This window comes from Leifsonia poae, assembly GCF_050632195.1.
Lineage (GTDB): Bacteria > Actinomycetota > Actinomycetes > Actinomycetales > Microbacteriaceae > Leifsonia > Leifsonia poae_C.
In genome coordinates this window covers 3,144,332-3,164,418 of the sequence record NZ_CP192580.1, presented here as the reverse complement: position 1 = coordinate 3,164,418, position 20,087 = coordinate 3,144,332, and the positions used below count along the sequence as shown (strand labels likewise).

Below are 20,087 nucleotides of genomic sequence, written 5' to 3'. Positions count from 1 at the left end.
ACATCCATGATCGGCATCGACGATCGACAGGCTCCACGAGTTCGACAAGGAAATCCATGACAACGACGTCCGTTCGCAGCGCATCGCCGCTGAACGTCAAGCGCCGGCCCGCGCGTCCCGCCCGGCGCGACTGGCGTGGCTGGGCCTTCGTAGCACCGTTCATGATCGTGTTCATCGCGATGATCATCGTTCCGGTCGGCTACGCGCTCTACCTCAGCTTCTTCCGCGAGCAGCTCATCGGCGGCAACATGTTCGCCGGGCTCCAGAACTACGCGCAGGTGTTGACCGACCAGAAGTTCTGGGACGGCTTCCTGCGGGTGACGGTCTTCCTCGTCGTGCAGGTACCGGTCATGCTCGCCCTCTCGCTCATCGCCGCACTCGCCATCGACAGCGCGCGGCTCCACGGCTCGGGCTTCTTCCGCATCGCGATCTTCCTGCCGTACGCGGTTCCGGGTGTCGTCGCCGCCCTGATCTGGGGCTTCATCTACGGCGACCAGTTCGGCCTGACCGCCAGTGTGAACAGCCTGCTCGGCACGCACCTCGCGCCCTTCAGCCCCAACTGGATCCTCGGCTCGATCGGCAACATCGTGACCTGGGAGTTCATGGGCTACAACATGCTCATCTTCTACGCGGCCCTCCGCACGATTCCCGGCGAGCTCTACGAGGCCGCCGAGATCGACGGAGCCGGCGCCTTCCGCACCGTGTTCAGTATCAAGATCCCCGCCCTCCGCGGCGCGATCGTGATCGCGACGATCTTCTCGATCATCGGCAGCTTCCAGCTCTTCAACGAGCCCAACCTGCTGAAGACGCTCGCACCGAACGTGATCACGAGCTTCTTCACACCCAACATGTACGCATACAACCTGTCGTTCGCCGGCCAGCAGTTCAACTACGCGGCCACCGTGGCGATCGTGATGGGTGTGATCACCGCGGTCATCGCCTACATCGTCCAGCTCCGCGGAACGAGACAGGAGAACCGCTGATGGCGACCGTCGCCCCCGTACTCGACAAGCCGGGCAAGGCGCGCTCCGTGAGGCGCGCATCCGGAATCCGCAACACCCGCCGCGACCCCCGCAAGCGCAAGTCGATCGTTCTCACGATCGTGATGGCGATCTTCGTCGTGTACTCGCTCATCCCGCTGGCGTGGCTGCTCATCAACGCGACCAAGGATCAGCCGAGCCTGTACTCGTCGTTCGGTCTGTGGTTCGGCGACGGGTTCTCGCTCTTCAAGAACATCGGCGACACGCTCACCTACCGCGACGGGATCTTCGTCCAGTGGTTCGGCAACACGCTCCTCTACGTGGTCGTCGGCGCTGGCGGAGCCACGCTGCTCGCGACGGTCGCGGGCTACGGACTCGCGAAGTACAACTTCCCGGGCAAGCGCGCGGTCTTCGCGGTCATCCTGGGCGCGGTTGCCGTGCCGGGTACGGCGCTCGCGGTGCCGACGTTCCTGCTGTTCAGCCAGGTGGGGCTCACCAACACGCCCTGGGCGGTCATCCTGCCGTCGCTCATCAGCCCGTTCGGTCTTTACCTGATCTGGACGTACGCGGTCGACGCGGTGCCCACGGAACTGCTCGAGGCGGCCCGGATGGACGGGGCAAGCGAGTTCCGCACCTTCTTCACCATCTCGCTGCGGCTCCTCACCCCCGGGATCGTGACCGTGCTCCTGTTCGCGATCGTCGCGACCTGGAACAACTACTTCCTGCCGTTGATCATGCTGAGCGACCCGCAGTGGTACCCGCTCACGGTCGGGCTCAGCCAGTGGAGCGCTCAGGCGACCGGGGTGTCGGCGCAGCCGATCTACAACCTCGTCATCACCGGGTCGCTCCTGACGATCGTGCCGATCGTCATCGCCTTCCTCTTCCTGCAGCGGTACTGGCAGTCGGGGTTGGCGGCAGGAAGCGTCAAGCAGTAACACCAGATTTCCCCACCGGGCGTCCTGCCCATCCTCATCCCGAAGAAGTGAAAGGAACACCATGAACAGCACATCACGCTCGAGGGGCGTGCTGCGGAGGGTCGCGACCGCGATCGCCGCCAGCGCGATGCTCGGAGCAACGCTCGTCGCGTGCTCGAGCGGCGGCGGCTCCGCAGCAGGAAGCTCGTCGGACATCGACGCCGCCCTCAAAAGGGCGGGACCATCACCTACTGGTCGTGGACGCCGTCCGCCGAGGCGCAGGTGGCCGCGTTCGAGAAGGAGTACCCGAAGGTCAACGTCAAGCTGGTCAACGCCGGCACCAACACGACCGAGTACACCAAGCTGCAGAACGCGATCAAGGCGGGCTCGGGCGCTCCCGACGTCGCGCAGGTCGAGTACTACGCCATCCCGCAGTTCGCGCTCGGCAAGTCGCTCGTCGACCTCAAGTCGTACGGTTTCGACTCCCTCAAGTCGGACTACAGCCCCGGCCCCTGGAACTCGGTCAACATCGACGGCGGCCTCTACGGCCTGCCGCAGGACTCGGGCCCCATGGCCCTGTTCTACAACAAGACGGTGTTCGACCAGTACGGCCTGAGCGTTCCGACCACCTGGGACGAGTACGTCGCCGACGCGCAGAAGCTGCACGCCGCCGATCCGTCGAAGTACATCACGAGCGACTCGGGTGATTCCGGATTCGCGACCAGCATGATGTGGCAGGCCGGCGGCCGTCCCTTCACGGCTGAGGGCACCAAGGTGTCGATCAACCTGCAGGACGAGGGCACCAAGAAGTGGACCTCCACCTGGAACAAGCTGGTCGAGGGCAAACTGCTCTCCACCATCCCCGGCTGGAGCGACGACTGGTTCAAGGCTCTCGGAAACGGCACGATCGCCACTCTGGTGACCGGTGCCTGGATGCCGGGCGTGCTCGAGTCGTCGGTGAAGGACGGTTCCGGGCAGTGGCGCGTAGCCCCGATGCCCACCTACGACGGCAAGCCTGCCAACGCCGAGAACGGCGGCGGCGGACAGGTCGTGCTCAAGCAGAGCAAGAACCCCGCGCTCGCCGCAGGCTTTCCTGAAGTGGCTCAACAACAGCCAGGCGAGCACGAAGGTCTTCCTCGCATCGGGCGGCTTCCCCGCCACGACGGCCGACCTGAACTCGACCGACTTCCTCGCCACCGCTCCCGACTACTTCGGCGGTCAGAAGATCAACGAGGTGCTCGTCGCCGGTGCCAAGGAGGTGTCGACCGGATGGCAGTATCTGCCGTACCAGGTCTACGCCAACAGCATCTTCGGTGACACCGTCGGCCAGTCGTATGCCTCGAACAGCGACCTGAACACCGGTCTGCAGGCGTGGCAGAAGTCGCTCGTCGACTACGGCAACCAGCAGGGCTTCACCGTCACCAGCAAGTAGCGGAACCGCAAACAGTAAGCAGAACCAAGCACGATCGTGGCCGGCCGGAGCGCATCCGGTCGGCCACGACCTGCCCAGCGTCCGAAGCGGCGCCAAGCGAGGAGACCCACCCCATGAGCACGTTCGAGATCGTCGGCGACGATTTCCTTCTCGACGGTCAGCCGTTCCGCATCCTCTCGGGCGCGATCCACTACTTCCGGGTGCACCCGGACAACTGGGCCGACCGCATCCACAAGGCCCGGCTGATGGGGCTGAACACGATCGAGACGTACGTTCCGTGGAATGCGCACGAACCGCATCCTGGAGAGTGGGATGCGTCGGGCTCGCTCGACCTCGACCGCTTCCTCCAAGCTGTGGCCGACGAGGGCATGTACGCGATCGTGCGCCCCGGGCCCTACATCTGCGCCGAGTGGGACAACGGCGGGCTCCCCGCTTGGCTGTTCACCGATCCCGCCGTGGGCATCCGTCGCAGCGAGCCGACATTCGTCGCCGCTGTCGGCCGCTACCTCGACCGCGTGCTCTCGATCGTCGCGCCGCGGCAGATCACCGAGGGCGGCCCGGTCATCCTCGTGCAGGTCGAGAACGAGTACGGCGCTTACGGCGCCGACAAGGATTACCTGCGCATCCTCACCGACTTCACCCTCGACGCGGGAATCGTCGTGCCGCTCACGACGGTCGACCAGCCGCAGGACGACATGCTCGAGAACGGGTCCCTTCCGGAGCTGCACAAGACCGCATCCTTCGGGTCGCGCTCGGTCGAGCGGCTCGCAACACTGCGCCGCCACCAGCCCACCGGGCCGCTGATGTGCTCGGAGTTCTGGGACGGCTGGTTCGACCACTGGGGTGCGCACCACCACACGACGCCGTTCGATCAGACGGCAGCCGACCTCGAGGCGCTGCTGGATGCCGGTGCATCCGTGAACCTGTACATGTTCCACGGCGGCACCAACTTCGGCTTCACCAACGGCGCGAACGACAAGGGCGTCTACCAGCCGATCGTCACGAGCTACGACTACGACGCGCCTCTCGACGAGGCGGGCAATCCGACTGCCAAGTACTGGGCGTTCCGCGAGGTGCTCGGCAAGTTCACACAGCTTCCGGATGAGGTGCCGGCCGAAGCGGCGCCGGCACCGGTTCTACGCGGCTCGCTCACAGCATCCGTGCCCCTGCTCTCGGTCGTGGACCGGCTGGGGGAGTGGAGCTGGGTCGACGACCTGCCCACGATGGACTCGCTCGGCAAGTACGACGGATTCGTTGTCTACCAGACTGAGATCGACATGCCGGAGCCCGCAGTGCTGCACCTCGGCGAGGTTCGCGACCGCGCGCAGGTGCTCGTCAACGGCTGCCGCATCGGCACGCTGCACCGCGACCACCACGACCGCGCGATCACCCTCGCACCGAGCCGCGGCACGCTGACCGTGCTGGTCGAAGACCAGGGGCGAGTGGATTACGGGCCGAGGCTCGGCGAGCCCAAGGGACTCATCGGTCCGGCCTGCCTCGACGGGGTCGAACTGAACCGGTGGGGTGTGCTGCCGGTGGATCTCGACTCGCTGGAGCCGGTGCGGGATGCACTTGCGGCGGCTGCTGCCTTGGCGTCCGACTCAGCATCGGCTGAGCGGTTGGGTTCGGTGGCGGGGCCGGCGTTCGCGCGCGGGACATTCGAGATCGACGATCCCACAGACCTGTTCCTCAACACCTCGCGTTGGGGCAAGGGCGTGGTCTGGGTCAACGGGTTCAACCTAGGGCGCTACTGGGCGCGGGGGCCGCAGCGAACTCTGTACGTTCCCGGCGCCGTACTGGTGGCGGGCGTCAACGAGGTCATCGTGCTGGAGTTGGACGCTGCCGCATCCCGAGACATCTGCTTCGTGGCCGCTGCCGACCTGGGGCACACGGAGTACTGAGGCCACCGAGAGCTGAGACAGGAGAAATCGGGCGACGCGCCGGCGTTTAGTCCGTAACGACGGAGATCCCGCGCGTATCGCGCGGGATCTCCGTCGTTTGTGCAGGAGCCGCGGCTAGATGCCGCGGGCCAGGCGGTAGTAGGCCGCGTTCCAGTGGAGCTCTTTGGCGAACTCTCGGAGCGTCGTGGCCTCGTCGATGATGACCAGCTCGTTCTCCGCCATCCGCGCGAAGTCCTCGAATGCCTCGACCCCGACGGCCGTGGACATCACTGTGTGGTGGGCGCCACCCGCTTCGAGCCAGGCGGTGGCGGAGGTGGTGAAGTCGGGGGCGGGCTTCCAGACCGCGCGACCGACCGGAAGCTTCGGCAGGGGAGCGGTCGGGGGGACGACCTCGACAACGTTCGCCACCAGGCGGAAGCGGTCGCGCATGTCCGAGAGGGCGACGACGACCGCAGGGCCGGGGTCGGCCGTGAAGACGAGTCGCACCGGGTCGTCCTTGCCGCCGATGCCGAGCGGGTGCACCTCGAGGGTCGGCTTGGCGCTCGTGAGCGTCGGGCTGACCTCGAGCATGTGGGCGCCCAGGATGACCTCCTCGCCCGGGGTGAGGTCGTAGGTGTAGTCCTCCATGAGGGATGCTCCGCCCGGGAGCCCAGCACCCATCACGTTCGCGGCGCGCACCAGGACGGCGGTCTTCCAGTCGCCCTCGGCGCCGAAGCCGTAGCCGTCGGCCATGAGTCGCTGCACGGCGAGGCCGGGGAGCTGCTTGAGCGCGCCGAGGTCCTCGAAGCTTGTGGTGAAGGCGCCGAAGTCGCCCGCCTCGAGGAAGGAACGCAGGCCGAGCTCGATCGCGGCGCCGTCGCGCAAGGACTGGTGGCGCTCTCCGCCCCGACGCAGCGTCGGCACGACGTCGTACAGGTCTTCATACTCGGCCACGAGTGCGTCGATGTCGGACTCGGATGCCGCTGCGACCGCATCCGCCAACTCGTTGACGCTCCAGGTGTTCACCTGCACGCCGAAACGCACCTCGGCCTCGGTCTTGTCGCCCTCCGTGACGGCGACGAAGCGCATGTTGTCGCCGAAACGTGCGAGCTTCAGGGAACGCACGGCGGCCCAGCCGGCCGCGGCGCGCATCCAGGTGCCGATGCGGCCGGTGACGCGGGGGTCGGTGACGTGACCGGCGACGGTCGTGCGGGGAACGCCGAGGCGCGAGGCGATGTAGCCGAACTCGCGGTCGCCATGCGCGGCCTGGTTGAGGTTCATGAAGTCGAAGTCGATCTCACCCCAGGGCAGCTCGACGTTGGCCTGCGTGTGGAAGTGCAGCAGCGGCTTCTGTAGCGCCTGCAGGCCGCCGATCCACATCTTCGCGGGGCTGAAGGTGTGCATCCATGCGACGAGTCCGATGACGGCGTCGTTCGCGTTGGCCTCGAGAGCGATGCGGCGGATGGCGTCGGCGTCGGTCAGTACAGGCTTCCACACGACGCGCACCGGCACATCCGGGGACCCGGCGAGCTGGTCGGCGATCGCACGCGACTGATCGGCGACCTGTTGGAGCGTCTCCGGTCCGTAGAGGTGCTGGCTCCCGGTGAGGAACCAGACCTCGTAGTGGTCGAGGGTGGTTGTCGGCTTCGGCATCAGTCGATGTCTCCTTCCGGGCTCTGCCCGTAGACGTTCTGGTAGCGGTCGAAGAGGCTGTCGATCGCCTCTTGCGGGATGGGGACGAGAGGTCCGCCCTGGCGGGCGATGTGCACCGTGCGCGCGACGTCCTCCGCCATGACGGCGGCCTTGACGGCGTCGCGCGCGTCGCGGCCGATCGTGAAGACGCCGTGGTTCTGCATGAGCACGGCGCGCGAGCGGTGGCCGGTGAGGGTTGCGACGATGCCGCGACCGATCGAGTCGTCGCCGATGATCGCGAACGGTCCGACCGGGATGTCGCCGCCGAACTCGTCGGCCATCGCGGTGATGACGCACGGGATCGACTCGGCGCGGGCCGCCCAGGCGGTCGCGTAGGTCGAGTGCGTGTGCACGACGCCGCCGACCTCGGGCATGTTGCGGTAGACGTAGGCGTGAGCCGCGGTGTCGCTCGACGGAGAGCGCTCGCTGCCGAACGAGCCCGGCACGACGTCGCCGTCGAGGGTGCACAGGATCATGTTGTCGGGGGAGAGGTCGTCGTAGTCCACGCCGCTGGGCTTGATCACGAACAGGTCGGCGCCCGGCACGCGGCCGGAGACGTTACCGCCCGTCCAGACGACGAGTCCGTTACGGGTGAGTTCGGCGTGCAGGGCGGCCACCTGTTCGCGGACAGCCCTGACCTGGGGTGTCTCGAGGTCGCTGGTCACAGTGCGGGTCCTTTCGGTGCGTTTGCTCTGAGTGCGATCGACTCGACAGCTGCTCGTTCTGCGGCGAGCCCGGTGCGATAGCGCTCGAGGTAGGTGGCGAAACCGGCGACGTCTTCGGGATGCGCATCCGTCGTGTCGAAGTCGAACCCGCCGAAGACCCGCTCGCGCAGGTAGGTGTCGAGGTCGGTGCTGTTGTTGGCGTCGGGGTCGGTTTCGGCCGACGCCGCGAGGTACGCAGCGAGGACCGCGACGCCCCAGGCGCCGCCCTCGGAGGCGGTCTCGGAGACGGAGACGGGAGCATCCAGTGCGCCCGCGAGGAACCGCTGCGCGACGCCGGCCGTGCGGAACATCCCTCCGTGGGCGAACATGCGGTCGAGTGCCACGCCCTCGGAGGAGAGCACGCGCATCCCGAGAGCGAGGGTGCCGAAGACGCCGTAGAGCTGGGCGCGCATGAAGCTGCCCAGGGTGAGGCGGCTGTCCGGGGTGCGCACCACGAGCGGGCGGCCCTCGTCGAGGCCGGTGATCGGCTCGCCCGCGAGGTAGTTGTAGGCGAGCAGCCCACCCGCGTCGGACTCGCCGTCGAGCGCCTCACGGAAGAGGGCGTCGTACACGGCGTCGGCGTCGAGCGGCGGGCCCGTGATCGCCGCGAACCGGGAGAACAGGCCCGTCCAGGCGGCGAGCTCACTGGCCCCGTTGTTGCAGTGGACCATGGCGACCGGGTCGCCCGCCGGGGTGGTGACGATGTCGATCTCGTGGTGGATGTTCGTGAGCGGGCGCTCCAGCACGACCATCGCGAAGATGCTGGTTCCCGCGCTGACGTTGCCGGTGCGCGGAGCGACAGCACTGGTCGCGACCATCCCTGTTCCCGCGTCGCCTTCGGGCGGGCAGAACGGGATCCCCGGTCGCAGCGTGCCGGTCGGGTCGAGCAGGGCGGCGCCGTCAGCAGTCAGCTCGCCGGCGGCCTGGCCCGCGACCAGCACCTCGGGGAGGAGGTGCGTGAGACGGATGTTCGGCATCCGTTCGGCGACCAGGCCGTCGTAGCGCTCGACGAGTGTCGCGTCATAGTTCTTGGTCGCGGGATCGATGGGGAACATCCCGGATGCGTCGCCGACACCGAGGACCTTGCGTCCCGTGAGACGCCAGTGCACGTATCCGGCGAGCGTGGTGAAGAAGTCCAGCCGCTCGACGTGAGGCTCGGAGTCGACGACCGCCTGGTGCAGGTGCGCGATGGACCAGCGCAGCGGGATGTTCAGGCCGAACAGGTCGGTCAGTTCGGCTGCCGCGGGACCGGTCGTCGTGTTCCGCCAGGTGCGGAACGGGACGAGCAGCTCGCCCTCGGCGTCGAACGGCAGGTAGCCGTGCATCATCGCCGAGACGCCGATGGCGGCGAAGGTCTCAGGATGCGCGCCGTGACGGCTCTCCGCGTCGGCGACCAGGTCGGTGTAGGCAGCCTGCAGGCCCGACCAGACGGCGTCGAGGGAGTACGTCCACATCCGGTCGCTGTACTCGTTCTCCCAGTCGTGGGCGCCGACGGCCAGCACGGTCGACGGGTCGTCGACGTCGACCAGGCAGGCCTTGATGCGCGTCGACCCGAACTCGATGCCGAGGGATGTGCGGCCGCTTGCGATGGCGTCGCGCGCGGTGCGGGTGGTGGGGCGGTCGCTCGCGCTCGCGCTCGCGCTCGTGGTGCGTCCTGGGGCTCGCGCATCGGAACTGTCGGCAGCCATCATCATCCTCACGTCTTTGTGACCGGTCACAAACGATCTGGGAACGAGCATACGTCGCTACCTCCGCCCCCTGTCAAGTCGAGCCGCATCGCCGAGTCGCGCCGCACGTCCCGCGGGGTGGGCGCGAGTTGCGGCGAATCGACCTTCCCGGGCGCGACGAAGGTCGATTCGGCGCAACTCGACGGGTGGGCGGGGCGCGTCAGCGCGAGCGCGCGGCGGTGGAGCCGCGCACGATCAGCTGCGGGTGCACCACGGGACCGGCCGGTGCCGGCCTGCGCTCGATCGCGGCCAGCAGCCGGGCCACGCACGTACGTCCGAGTTCCGCGAAGTCCTGCCGCACCGTCGTGAGCGGCGGCGCGAAGAACGCGGCCTCCGGGATGTCGTCGAACCCGACCACGCTGACATCCTCCGGAGCACTCCGCCCGTCGAGCCGGAGCGCGTGCAATACCCCGAGCGCCATCTGGTCGTTCGACGAGAACACCGCAGTGACGTCGCGGTCGGTCAGCAGCTCAGACGCGATGCGGTATCCGGATGCGCTGGTCCAGTCGCCCGGAGCCGACACGACCGCACGCACCCCGGCCGCCTCCGCCTCCCGCAGGAACCCGTCGCGACGCGCGTTGGCCTCGGCCCAGTCCTGCGGCCCGGCGATGTGCGCGATCACCCGGTGGCCGAGGTCCGCGAGGTGCCGCACGGCCATCCGCGCGCCCTCCGCCTGGTCGACGAACACGCCGGTCGACTCTCCCGCATCCTCGGCGCCGTGCAGCGTCACAGACGGGACGGCGATCGCAACGTCGCGCATCGCATCCAGCACCCGGCGCTGCGGTGCGACCACGACGATCCCCTCGACCGCCTGCGCCATCAGATGGTCGAGAGCGGCCTCGATCTCGGCGGCGTCGATCGAGGCGAGATGGGCGATGGCGACGAAGTATCCGGCCTCGCGCGCCGCGCTCTCGACGGCGTCGATGCTGCTGGCGGGCCCGTACAGCGACGAGGACGACGAGGCGAGGATGCCGATCGTGGTGGAACGGGCGGTGGACAGCATCCGGGCCGCCCGGTTCGGACGGAACTGCAGTTCCTCCATAGCGGCGAGCACGCGCAGCTTGGTGCTCTCCCGGATGCTCGGATGGTCGTTGACCACACGGGAAACGGTCTGTCGAGACACTCCGGCAAGCGCCGCCACCTCCCGCACGCCTGCCTTCTTCTCCGGGGTGTCCACGGTCTCACCATAACGGCCGACGGGATGCGCTCCGACCCTTCGCTCAGGCGGGTCAGTGTAGCCTTACCTAAGTTCGTCCCAGGGAATGAAAGGTGCCGGTGTGGGTCTCGTCGCGTCGCCGATCGTCAAGGTCGACTGCCCCGCGTATCGGCCGTACCGGGCTCGCGTTGCGCGACTCACCCCGTTGACTCCGCACTTCACCCGTGTGACGTTCGAGTCGCCCGATTTCCGGATCTTCGGCACGGACCGCCTCGACCAGCGCATCAAGATCGTCTTCCCGCTCGCCGACGGATCCCTCGCGGGTCTCGGCGTCGACGATGAGGAGTCGCTCGCATCTGGAGACTGGTACGACCAGTGGCGGGCGCTCCCGGATCACCTCCGCTGCCCCTTCCGCACCTACACCGTGCGGGGCGTCGACCAGGCCGCCAACCAGCTCGACGTCGACTTCGTCGCTCACGGCGATGGCGGACCTGCAGCTCAGTGGCTCGCCGCAGCGTCGGTCGGCGACGAGGTGATCGTGGTGGGTCCGGATGCGCGCAGCATCAACTCCGACCAGGGCATCGACTGGCGCCCGGGCGACGCAACCGACCTGCTGCTCGTCGGCGACGAGACGGCGGCGCCCGCGATCATCTCGATCCTCGAGTCGCTGCCCGCCCATCGTCGGGTGCACGCCTTCATTGAGGTTCCGGATGCGGCCGACCGCCTCCCGCTCGACCTGCCCGACCACTTCTCGGTCACCTGGCTCGACCGCGCCGGCGGGGTGAACGGATGCGAGCTGGTGCCGGCCGTCGAACGCTGGGTGGCCGCGCATCCCGAGACGGTCGAAGCCGCCGCGGCAGCACGCGTGCAGCAGCTCGACGACATCGACATCGACCTCGAGACGCTGTGGGAGCTCCCGGAGCACGCCCCGAGTGGTCTCTATGCGTGGATCGCCGGCGAATCCGGAACCGTGAAGACCATTCGACGGCTCCTGGTCACCCGCAACGGCGTCGACCGCGGACGCGTGGCGTTCATGGGGTACTGGCGCCTCGGCAAGTCGGAGAACTAGCGCCGCCGAGGCGTGGCTGCGGCTCGCGGCGCGGCGGTGCCTAGCGGTCCTCGAATCGTGCCAAAAGTGCAGTTCGGAGGGGCGCACGCGCACTTTTCGCACGACTCGATGCGGAGCCGTGCCCTGCACCTGTGGCTCAGCCTTTGGCGGTCTGCACTCCGGTGAAGGTGCTCGAGTAGTCGTCGAGCCAGGTCCAGTGGCTGACCGGCCAGCTGAGCACGAACGCGCGGCCGACCACGTCGTCGAGGGGGACGAATCCCTTGCCCGGGTCGTTCTGGTGGTAGCGGGAGTCCGCCGAGTTGTAGCGGTTGTCGCCCATGACCCAGATCTTGCCGGCGGGGACGGTCACGCTGAAGTCGTCGCGCGAGACGGCCTCGACGCCCGCGGGCAGCAGCACGTACGGCTCTTTGAGCGGCACACCGTTGACGCTCATCTGGCCGAGGGCGTTGCAGCAGGTGATCTTGTCCCCCGGCAGTCCGATCAACCGTTTGACGAGGTGCTGATCGCTGTCCGTCGCGCTGAGCCCGACGAAGTCGAGGATGGCCGAGGCCGGGTTGGTGGCGACGGGAGCCTGCGGGGGAAGCCAGCCGCCCGGATCCTTGAACACGACCACATCGCCGCGCTGCAGCGGGAAGACCTTGGGCTGCAGTTCATTCACGATGATCCTGTCGTTGATCTGCAGCGTGTTCTCCATCGACCCCGACGGGATGTAGAAGGAGCGGGCAACGAAGGTCTTGATCAGGAATGAGACGAGCACTGCGACGACGAAGATCACGAGCACGTCGCGCAGCAGTGTCTTCCAGGTGGCCTTCCTGGCGGCACGGCGGGGGCGGGGCGTCGCAGTCTCGGTCACAGTGGAACACGGTACCGGGTGGATGCTGTGAGACGCATCCGACTCCCGAACGGGTGGCATACTCTCCCTTGTTTCGCGCACCCGCCGGTGAGACCATCGAGAGACGAGTTCTCAGGCACCCGCCGGGGGCCCGCGTGACCATGCCAAGCCCGATTGAGCGTCCACCAGTGGAGTCACGACGCGGAAGACCGCGCCGCGCTGGTCGCCTCTGGCCTCTTGCTCGACTCTTCACCGTCGTGGGGCTGGTCGCCGGTCTCTCTTTGGGTGCGCAATCGGCCGCTTTCGCCGACGAGTGCTCGGGCGGGGCTTCCGGATGCTCGGAGCAGACACCGACGCCGACCCCCGACCCGCAGCTCACTCCTGACCCGCAGCCGTCCCAGGGTTCCACGGAGACCCCGACGCCGACCCCGACGCCGACTCCGACCCCGACCGAGACGCCCACCCCGACCCCCACGCCGGATCCGTCGGACACCCCGACCCCGACCCCGACGCCTACCCCGACGCCCACCCCAACCCCCACACCCACTGACCCGCCTGCCCCCGCGCCGACCGACAACATCCCACTCGCCCCCAACCCCGTGCTGTCCAACGGATACGTGCTCGATCAGGCGCAATCGGAGCAGGCCACGCAGCTCGCCAGCCAACTGGCCGACGCCCAGGAGGCGCTGAAGACGGCGACGGATGCCGCCCGCGGCACCCAGCGCGCCCAGGATCAGGCGCAGTCGGCGGCCGACCTACTGAAGAAGCGGGCGGACGCCGCCAAGAAGAAGGCCGCCGCCTCGGCAGCTTTCGCGACGGCACTGTTGCGCACGCAGGGCACGAGGTCGCAGCGAGCCGATCCGCTCGCTGCTGCGCTGGCCTCTTCGGGCAACCTGCTCCAGAAGCTCGGCGCGGTCGACCGTTTCAACCGCGCCACCGCATCCGTCACCGCCGTCGTCAAAGCGGCCTCGGCCGACGCTCGCCGAGCGAAGGAACTGGCGTCCCAATCGAATGTCGCGGCACAGGCCGCTCGTGGCGTCGACGAGACCGTGAGCGCCAACGAGACGGCTATCGCAACAGCCCAAGCCCAGGTCGATGCGGCCGCCAGCGCTCTCGACAGTCTGCCGACGCTCCAGTTCGCCGGTGCCGGCTGGCAAGCGCTGCTGAGCGTGCCCGCCGACGCCTCGGGTTGGGCGCTCCCGGTTCACGGCACACTCACCGATGTGTTCGGCCCGCGTCCATCGCGTCCGGCGCGGACAGCCTTGTTCCACCCCGGGGATGACATCGGCGCGAGTTGCGGCACCCCGATCTTCGCTGCCAACGCCGGAACGGTCGTGCAGGCCGGCCGCAACGGCGGGTACGGCAACTTCGTGCTCATCGACCACGGTGGGGGAGTGCAGACCGCGTACGGCCACATCGTCGACGGCGGAATCGCCGTGACGGTCGGGCAGGTCGTCGCGGCCGGCGATCAGATCGCCCGCGTCGGGACGACCGGGGCGTCGACGGGCTGTCACCTGCACTTCGAGGTGCGCGTCGGCGGCCTCCAGATCGACCCGCAGCCGTTCATGGCCGCGCGGGGGATCGACCTCGGCCAGCGCTGAGCCCGCGGCTGTGCGCCGCCGACGACGACACCTGGGCGCTCTCTCAGAGTCTCTGGGACATCCGCGAACGGGGGCGTACGTTGCAGACATGACCGAACTCACCGAGCTCGTCGGGTCATGGATGCGCCTGCAGCGCTGGTACTCGACGAAGAGCGTCGAACCCCGCCTGCGCCTGCTGGCATCGTTCGAAGCCGAACCCGCGGCCGACGGCGCCCGCGTCCTCACCCACTTCTTCGCCGACGACGCCCCTCGGCTCCCTCGCGTCTACCAGGTACCGGTCGTCGCCCGAGCGCACCGCGAGGGCGACCCGACGGCGTACATCGGCGAGGCCGGCGGCCGTCATCTCTACGACGGTCCCGCCGACGAGTCATACGTGTCGTCGCTCCTCGATCTGATCTGCGGGGTGGGCCGCACGCAAGGCGCCGATGCTGTCGCGCGCGGCTACCGCATCGGCGAGGCGCTCAAGCTGCACTCCTCGCGCAAGCTGACCGGTGAGCAGTCGAACACGTCGATCGTCGGCGAGCTCGACAACGGAGAGCTCGTACTGATCAAGGTGTTCCGGGTGGTTCAGGATGGCGCGAATCCCGACGTCTCCACGCTGGCCGCGCTCACCCAGGGCGGTTCGCAGCGAACGCCGGCACTGCGGGGGTGGGTCGCCGGAACCTGGCCGCGACCGGATGGGCTGGGCACCGCATCCGGAGAGCTCGCTCTCGCGCAGAACTTTCTGAGCGGAGCAGAAGACGGGTGGGAGCTCGCGGTGAGTGCCGCAGAACGCGGAGAGGACTTTTCCGACCGCGCGTTCGCCCTCGGCGCCGGAACGGCCGAGCTGCACGCGCAGCTCGCCGAAGTGCTGCCGACGAAGATCGCGACGCGGGATGATGTCGCCGTCGCGCTCGACGCGATGTTCCAGCGGCTCACGCTCGCCAGCACCGAAGTTCCCGTCATCGCCGAGTCCCGAGCCGGTATCGCGGCCGTGTACGCGCTCGCCGCGGAGTCCGCGCACCCGCTGCTGCAGCGCATCCACGGAGACCTTCACCTCGGCCAGGTTCTCTACTCGCCCGAGCGCGGCTGGCAGTTCATCGACTTCGAGGGGGAGCCCCTGCGCCCGTTGGCCGATCGTGCGATTCCGGATGCGCCCCTCCGCGACGTCGCCGGGATGCTCCGCTCCTTCGACTACGTCGCCGGATCGCTCGCACGGCGGGACCCGCCGGTCGACGCTGCATCCTGGGCCGCTCGCGCTCGTCAGTCGTATCTCGACGGCTACGCCCAGGTCGCCGGAAGCGCAGTCGCGGACCACGCCGCACTGCTCGACGCCTTCGAACTGGACAAAGCGGTCTACGAGGTCACCTACGAATCGCGCCACCGGCCGGCCTGGCTGCCGATCCCGTTGGCCGCGGTGAACCGGTTGCTGTCTGCGAGGGTGACCTGATCGGCGAGTGAACGCACCGAACGGGCGGGCGTGACCTGACGGGCAAGCCTCGGCGCCCACGCGTTACCCTCGCGTCAGGCGCCGGGCCGGCGTGCACGCTTCGAAGCCAGAATGTGCCGCCTTGGTGCTGATTGTCCCGCCGTCCGTCCCGAAGCAACAGGTAGAACGGACAGTTCAGTCGGGCGACGGCTGCTGGTCGGGATGACCGCTGGCGTGCTCTGAACCGCACGCCTCGTGCGGCGGCGCCGGCCTCAGCGAGCGGTGCTCGCCGAGGCGCCGATGCGGTAGCGAGAACCCTTGTGATCGGCGGGCAGCCGGTCGCCGGCTCCGTGCAGTTTGTGGCGGAGGCTGCCCCGAACGTACTCCTCCGGGTATGCGCCGCGCTTGCGCAGCTCGGGGATGACGAACTCGACGACGTCCTCGAACGTGCCCGGCGTGATCGCGTATGCGAGGTTGAAGCCGTCGACGTCCGTGTCCTCCACCCACTGCTGCAGCTGGTCGGCGATCTCCGAGCCGGACCCGATGATGAACGGGCCGAGGCCGCCGATCGCCCCCAGGCGGCCGATGTCGCGCACGGTCCATTCGCTGCCGTCTTCGTTGGCGCGCTGGTAGTTCGCGACCACCGACTGGATCGCGTTGCTCTGCACGTTGCCGATCGGCTCGTCGAGGTCGTACTGCGACAGGTCGACGCCCATCCAGCCCGACATGAACACGAGCGCGCCCTCGGCACTGGCGTACTCGAGGTAGTTCTCGTACTTGGCCTGTGCCTTCTCGCTGGTCTCATCGGTGATGATCGTGAGCAGGGTGTAGATCTTGGCCGCGTACCGGTCGCGGCCGGCCGCTTCGAGGCCGTCGCGGATCTTCGTGACGGTGGCCTTCAGACCCTCCTTGGTGGAGGCGGCCACGAAGATGGCCTCGGCGTTCGCGGCGGCGAATCCGATGCCGCGGCTCGACGCGCCGGCCTGGTAGATCACCGGAGTGCGCTGCACGCTCGGTTCGCTCAGGTGGATGCCGGGCACCGTGAAGTGCTTGCCCTCGTGCCCGATCTCGTGCACCTTGGCTGGGTCGGTGAACACGCCCGACTCGCGGTCGCGGATGACGGCGTCGTCCTCCCACGAGCCCTCCCAGAGCTTGTAGAGCACCTCGAGGTACTCGTCGGCGTGGTCGTAGCGGTCGTCGTGCTCGAGCTGGTCCTCGTGTCCCATGTTGCGCGCGGCGGACGGCAGGTAGCCGGTGACGACGTTCCAGCCGACCCGGCCGTTCGTCAGGTGGTCGAGCGTCGACATCCGTCGGGCGAAGGGGTACGGATGCTCGTACGCGGTACCCGCGGTGACCCCGAACCCGAGGTGCTCGGTCACCAGCGCCATCGCGGAGATCAGCAGCACAGGATCGTTCACCGGAACCTGGGCGCCGTGGCGGATGGCGGCCTCGTTCGACCCGCCGTACACGTCGTACGTGCCGAGCACATCCGCGATGAAGATGCCGTCGAACGCCCCGCGTTCCAGCAGCTTGGCGAGCTCGGTCCAGTAAGTGAGGTCTTTGTACCGCCAGGCCTGGTCGTCGGGGTGGCGCCACATCCCGGAGGACTGGTGGGCGACACAGTTCATGTCGAAGGCGTTGAAGCGGATCTGCCGAGTCATGCCCCCAGGATGCGCGAGACCGACGCTCCGCGCATCCCGCCCGCAACACGCCGTAACGTCACCGGCCTGCCCGCGCGCCAGGCCGCTCCTCCCGCTGCGCGCCGAGTGTGGAGTATTTACCGAAATCGGGGGTCGAAAACGGTAGATACTCCACACTCGGCGCGCGAGGGAAGAGGGAGGGTGCGGGTCAGCGGGTGAGCGAGGCGACGTGGGTGAGGGATGCGCGGGTCTCGGTGGTCGGGACGTACTCCATCCCGAAGGCGCCCGCGTAGCCGAGCCCGCGAAGCACGGCGAACTGGTGGGCCCAGTCGACCGTCCCGGTGCCGGGTTCGTGGCGTCCGGGGATATCGGCGACCTGCACGTGCCCGACCAGGTCGATGTCGGGGCCGACGACTGCCGCGAGGTCTTCGTCCATCATGAGCGCGTGGTATGCGTCGAGCAGCAGCCGGAGGTGCGGGGAGCCGACCTCGCGCACCACCTCAAGGCCCTCGAGCGTGCTGGAGAGGAACGCATCCGGATGATCGACTCGCGTGTTGAGAGGTTCGAGCAGCAGCGTCACATCACTGCCGTCGAGCAGGGCGGCCGCACGCGTGAGCACGGAGACGACGGCATCGTGCTGCTCCTGGCGAGGGACGCCCGGCCGTTCGGCACCCGAGACGACGACGAGATTCGGCGAGCGCAGGCGCTGTGCGACCGCGAGCGAATCGCGCACGCCCGCGAGGTACTCTTCGTGCGTCGCGGGATCGGTCAGCTGTAGCTGCGGGTCGACGATCAGCGAGAGAAGCTGCACGCCCGTGCTGGAGAGGGCGTCCTCGATGGCGGCGATCTCCTTATCCCGCCACCCCCAGATCTCGACCGCGTTGAGCCCGTGCTCCGCGGCGGCCCGGATGCGCGACGCGGTATCGTCGCCCGCCTCGGTGAACAGCCACTCCAGGTTGACCGCGAGGTCGCGCATCCTGACTCCTTCGTCCGTCTTGTTCGTCACTCGCCCGACCATACCGGCCCGACCATACCGGTGCGGCTGGGCGAGCGCCCATTTGCCAGTTGACGTCGTTCTCAGCCGCTGAGAGCGACTTCAACTGGCAAACGACGGCGGCCCAGCGATCAAGCAGCGGCGGTCAGCGGCCGGTGAAGCGGGGCGGGCGCTTCTGCTGGAAGGCGAGAAAGCCCTCGCGGTAGTCCGCGGTGTCGCGCAGCGCCGCTTGGGCCGCGTTCTCGGCAGCGACCGAGTCCCAGAGGGCGAGCTGTCCGTCGCGCAGCTCGCGCACGATCGCCTTGGACGCGAGAAAAGCGGCGGTGGCTCCGGATGCTGCGCTCGCGGCGGCCGCATCCACCGCATCCTGAAGCTCAGCGACTGGCAGCACGCGGCTGAACAGCCCGGACTCGACCGCCTCTGTGCCCGACATGAGCCGCCCGGTGTAGATGAGATCGAGTGTTTTGTGCGCGCCCAGCCGGGACACGAACAGCGCATGGCCGCCCGAGTCGAGCAGCGCGCCCAGGGCCGCGAACGGCGAGCCGATCTTCGCCGAGTCGGCGACGTAGACGACGTCGGTCGCCATCAACAGACCGAGCCCGATGCCGAGGGATGCGCCTTGCGCAGCAGCGAAGGTCGGCGCCGGAAACGCGCTGATCCGCTGCAGGAGCGGCGTGACCAACCCCTCGAGGACCCCCTTCACATCGTCGGTCGCCGGGTCGACGCCCGCGATGTCGCGACCGGCGCAGAACGAGCGCCCTTCGCCGCGGAGCACGAGCGCGCGCACTCCGGCAGCTTCGGCGTCCGCGTAAGCCGCGTCGAGATCGCGCAGGGCGTCTTCGTCGAGAGCGTTCAGTTTGTCGGGCGCATTCAGGGTGACGCGCGCGACCCCGTCGGCGATGGCCAGGTCGATCATCGAGCCCTCCTCGTCGATTTCGGACGCGCCATCAGATCCAGACACACGCTCAGACGTCATAGTCGACCACCACCCGATCGGTCAGCGGATGCGACTGGCACGTCAGCACGTATCCGCGCTCCAGCTCCTCCGGCTCGAGCGCGTAGTTCTCGGTCATTCGCACATCACCCGACACGAGTCTGGCGCGGCACGTTCCGCACACGCCGCCCGCGCAGGCGAACGGCACATCCGGTCGCACGCGGAGGGCGGCGTTCAGCACTGACTCGTTCGCGTCGACCGGAGTGGTCACGGTGGAGGTCTGGCCGTCGAGGGAGAACTCGATCTCGACGGTCTTGTCGCCTTCGTGCGCGATGACGGGCCGACCGTGATCGCCCGTCACCTGCCCGGGCTCACCCGTGGTGAACAGTTCGAAGTGGATGCGCGTGCGCGGCACATCCAGCGACTCCAGCACATCCCGGCAGAGCTGCACCAGCTCGAACGGTCCGCAGAGGAACCACTCGTCGACGGTGGCCGGGGGGATGAGCAGGTCGAGCATCCGTCGCAGCCGCTCCTCATCGATGCGGCCCGAGAGCAGCGGGGCCGACCGCTGCTCCCGGGAGAGCACATGGTGCAGCGCGAGGCGGGCCGGGTAGCGGTCTTTCAGGTCGGACAGCTCGTCGAGGAACATCACGTCGATCGCGGTGCGATTCGTGTACACGAGCGTGAACCTACTGGTGTCAGAAGCGGCCAGGATGCTGTGTGCCAGCGCCATCAGCGGTGTGATCCCCGATCCGGCGGCGACACCGACGACATGTTTTCCGTCGAGCGCGCCGAGGTCGGTTGTGAAGGTGCCCTGGGGACTCATCACGTCGATCCGGTCGCCGGCGGTGAGCTCGCTCGTCGCCCAGGTGGAGAACGCCCCGCCCAGGTCGCGCTTGATCGCGACGCTGATGCTGCCCGGAGTCGGCGGCCGGCAGATCGAATAGCTGCGGCGCAGCTCGTGCCCGCCGACGGTCGCGCGCAGAGCAACGTGCTGGCCCGGCAGGTAGTCGTACTCGCCGCGCAGCTCGTCGGGTACGGAGAACGTGACCTCGACGCTGGCCGTGGTCAGCGGACGCACCTCGGCGACCGCGAGCGTGTGGAAGCGGGCGCGGGGCATCAGA

15 protein-coding genes and 1 pseudogene are annotated in these 20,087 nt (G+C 68.4%); 7 read left to right on the top strand and 9 right to left on the bottom strand.

Annotation, left to right across the window (positions count from 1 at the left end; all coding sequences use genetic code 11):
- Positions 1-56 precede the first annotated feature (56 nt).
- The 4 genes and pseudogenes from ACQ86A_RS15890 (at position 57) to ACQ86A_RS15875 (ending at position 5,227) form a co-directional block, all read left to right on the top strand.
- Positions 57-983 (top strand): carbohydrate ABC transporter permease, encoded by a 927-nt coding sequence (locus ACQ86A_RS15890; RefSeq protein WP_431277931.1) that lies wholly within the window; start codon positions 57-59, stop codon positions 981-983.
- Entirely contained in the window at positions 983-1,915 is a 933-nt protein-coding gene (locus ACQ86A_RS15885; protein ID WP_431277930.1) for a carbohydrate ABC transporter permease, read from the top strand. The genes ACQ86A_RS15890 and ACQ86A_RS15885 overlap by 1 nt, the downstream gene beginning before the upstream one ends.
- Positions 1,916-1,976: 61 nt before the next feature.
- Positions 1,977-3,326, top strand: a pseudogene (locus ACQ86A_RS15880) (ABC transporter substrate-binding protein).
- Between the two features lie 113 nt (positions 3,327-3,439).
- Positions 3,440-5,227 (top strand): beta-galactosidase, encoded by a 1,788-nt coding sequence (locus ACQ86A_RS15875; RefSeq protein ID WP_431277929.1) that lies wholly within the window; start codon positions 3,440-3,442, stop codon positions 5,225-5,227.
- Between the two features lie 114 nt (positions 5,228-5,341).
- Here the strand turns inward: ACQ86A_RS15875 and araA are convergent, their stop codons facing one another.
- The 4 genes from araA to ACQ86A_RS15855 all read right to left on the bottom strand — a co-directional run bounded on the left by araA (position 5,342) and on the right by ACQ86A_RS15855 (position 10,506).
- On the bottom strand, positions 5,342-6,859 hold the full coding sequence (gene araA / locus ACQ86A_RS15870) for an L-arabinose isomerase (RefSeq protein WP_431277928.1): 1,518 nt from the start codon (positions 6,857-6,859) through the stop codon (positions 5,342-5,344).
- Positions 6,859-7,563, bottom strand: coding sequence for an L-ribulose-5-phosphate 4-epimerase (locus ACQ86A_RS15865; RefSeq protein WP_431277927.1), 705 nt, complete (start codon positions 7,561-7,563; stop codon positions 6,859-6,861). Before ACQ86A_RS15865 ends, araA begins: the two co-directional genes overlap by 1 nt.
- Entirely contained in the window at positions 7,560-9,341 is a 1,782-nt protein-coding gene (locus ACQ86A_RS15860) for a xylulokinase (RefSeq protein WP_431277926.1), read from the bottom strand. The genes ACQ86A_RS15865 and ACQ86A_RS15860 overlap by 4 nt, the downstream gene beginning before the upstream one ends.
- Positions 9,342-9,489: 148 nt before the next feature.
- Positions 9,490-10,506 carry a LacI family DNA-binding transcriptional regulator gene (locus tag ACQ86A_RS15855; RefSeq protein ID WP_431277925.1) on the bottom strand — a complete coding sequence of 339 codons (1,017 nt, stop codon included), beginning with the start codon at positions 10,504-10,506 and terminating at the stop codon, positions 9,490-9,492.
- Positions 10,507-10,606: 100 nt separating this feature from the next.
- Between ACQ86A_RS15855 and ACQ86A_RS15850 the strand changes: the two genes are divergently transcribed.
- Positions 10,607-11,554, top strand: coding sequence for a siderophore-interacting protein (locus ACQ86A_RS15850; RefSeq protein ID WP_431277924.1), 948 nt, complete (start codon positions 10,607-10,609; stop codon positions 11,552-11,554).
- A gap of 136 nt (positions 11,555-11,690) precedes the next feature.
- On the opposite strand, the gene lepB is transcribed toward ACQ86A_RS15850, so the two are convergent.
- A complete protein-coding gene (lepB, locus tag ACQ86A_RS15845; RefSeq protein WP_431277923.1) occupies positions 11,691-12,407 on the bottom strand; it encodes a signal peptidase I in 717 nt (238 codons plus the stop codon).
- Between the two features lie 236 nt (positions 12,408-12,643).
- On the opposite strand from lepB, the gene ACQ86A_RS15840 reads away from it, so the two are divergent.
- Positions 12,644-13,987: a peptidoglycan DD-metalloendopeptidase family protein gene (locus ACQ86A_RS15840; RefSeq protein ID WP_431277922.1), complete on the top strand. Its 1,344-nt coding sequence runs from the start codon at positions 12,644-12,646 to the stop codon at positions 13,985-13,987.
- 88 nt (positions 13,988-14,075) lie between these two features.
- On the top strand, positions 14,076-15,416 hold the full coding sequence (locus tag ACQ86A_RS15835) for a maltokinase N-terminal cap-like domain-containing protein (RefSeq protein ID WP_431277921.1): 1,341 nt from the start codon (positions 14,076-14,078) through the stop codon (positions 15,414-15,416).
- A 251-nt stretch (positions 15,417-15,667) separates the two neighbouring features.
- On the opposite strand, the gene ACQ86A_RS15830 is transcribed toward ACQ86A_RS15835, so the two are convergent.
- The 4 genes from ACQ86A_RS15830 to paaE all read right to left on the bottom strand — a co-directional run bounded on the left by ACQ86A_RS15830 (position 15,668) and on the right by paaE (position 20,083).
- Positions 15,668-17,056, bottom strand: coding sequence for an LLM class flavin-dependent oxidoreductase (locus tag ACQ86A_RS15830; protein WP_431277920.1), 1,389 nt, complete (start codon positions 17,054-17,056; stop codon positions 15,668-15,670).
- Positions 17,057-17,243: 187 nt separating this feature from the next.
- Positions 17,244-18,041: a hydroxypyruvate isomerase family protein gene (locus ACQ86A_RS15825; RefSeq protein WP_431277919.1), complete on the bottom strand. Its 798-nt coding sequence runs from the start codon at positions 18,039-18,041 to the stop codon at positions 17,244-17,246.
- 133 nt (positions 18,042-18,174) lie between these two features.
- Entirely contained in the window at positions 18,175-18,945 is a 771-nt protein-coding gene (locus tag ACQ86A_RS15820; RefSeq protein WP_431277918.1) for an enoyl-CoA hydratase/isomerase family protein, read from the bottom strand.
- Between the two features lie 49 nt (positions 18,946-18,994).
- Entirely contained in the window at positions 18,995-20,083 is a 1,089-nt protein-coding gene (paaE, locus tag ACQ86A_RS15815; protein ID WP_431277917.1) for a 1,2-phenylacetyl-CoA epoxidase subunit PaaE, read from the bottom strand.
- Positions 20,084-20,087 lie beyond the last annotated feature (4 nt).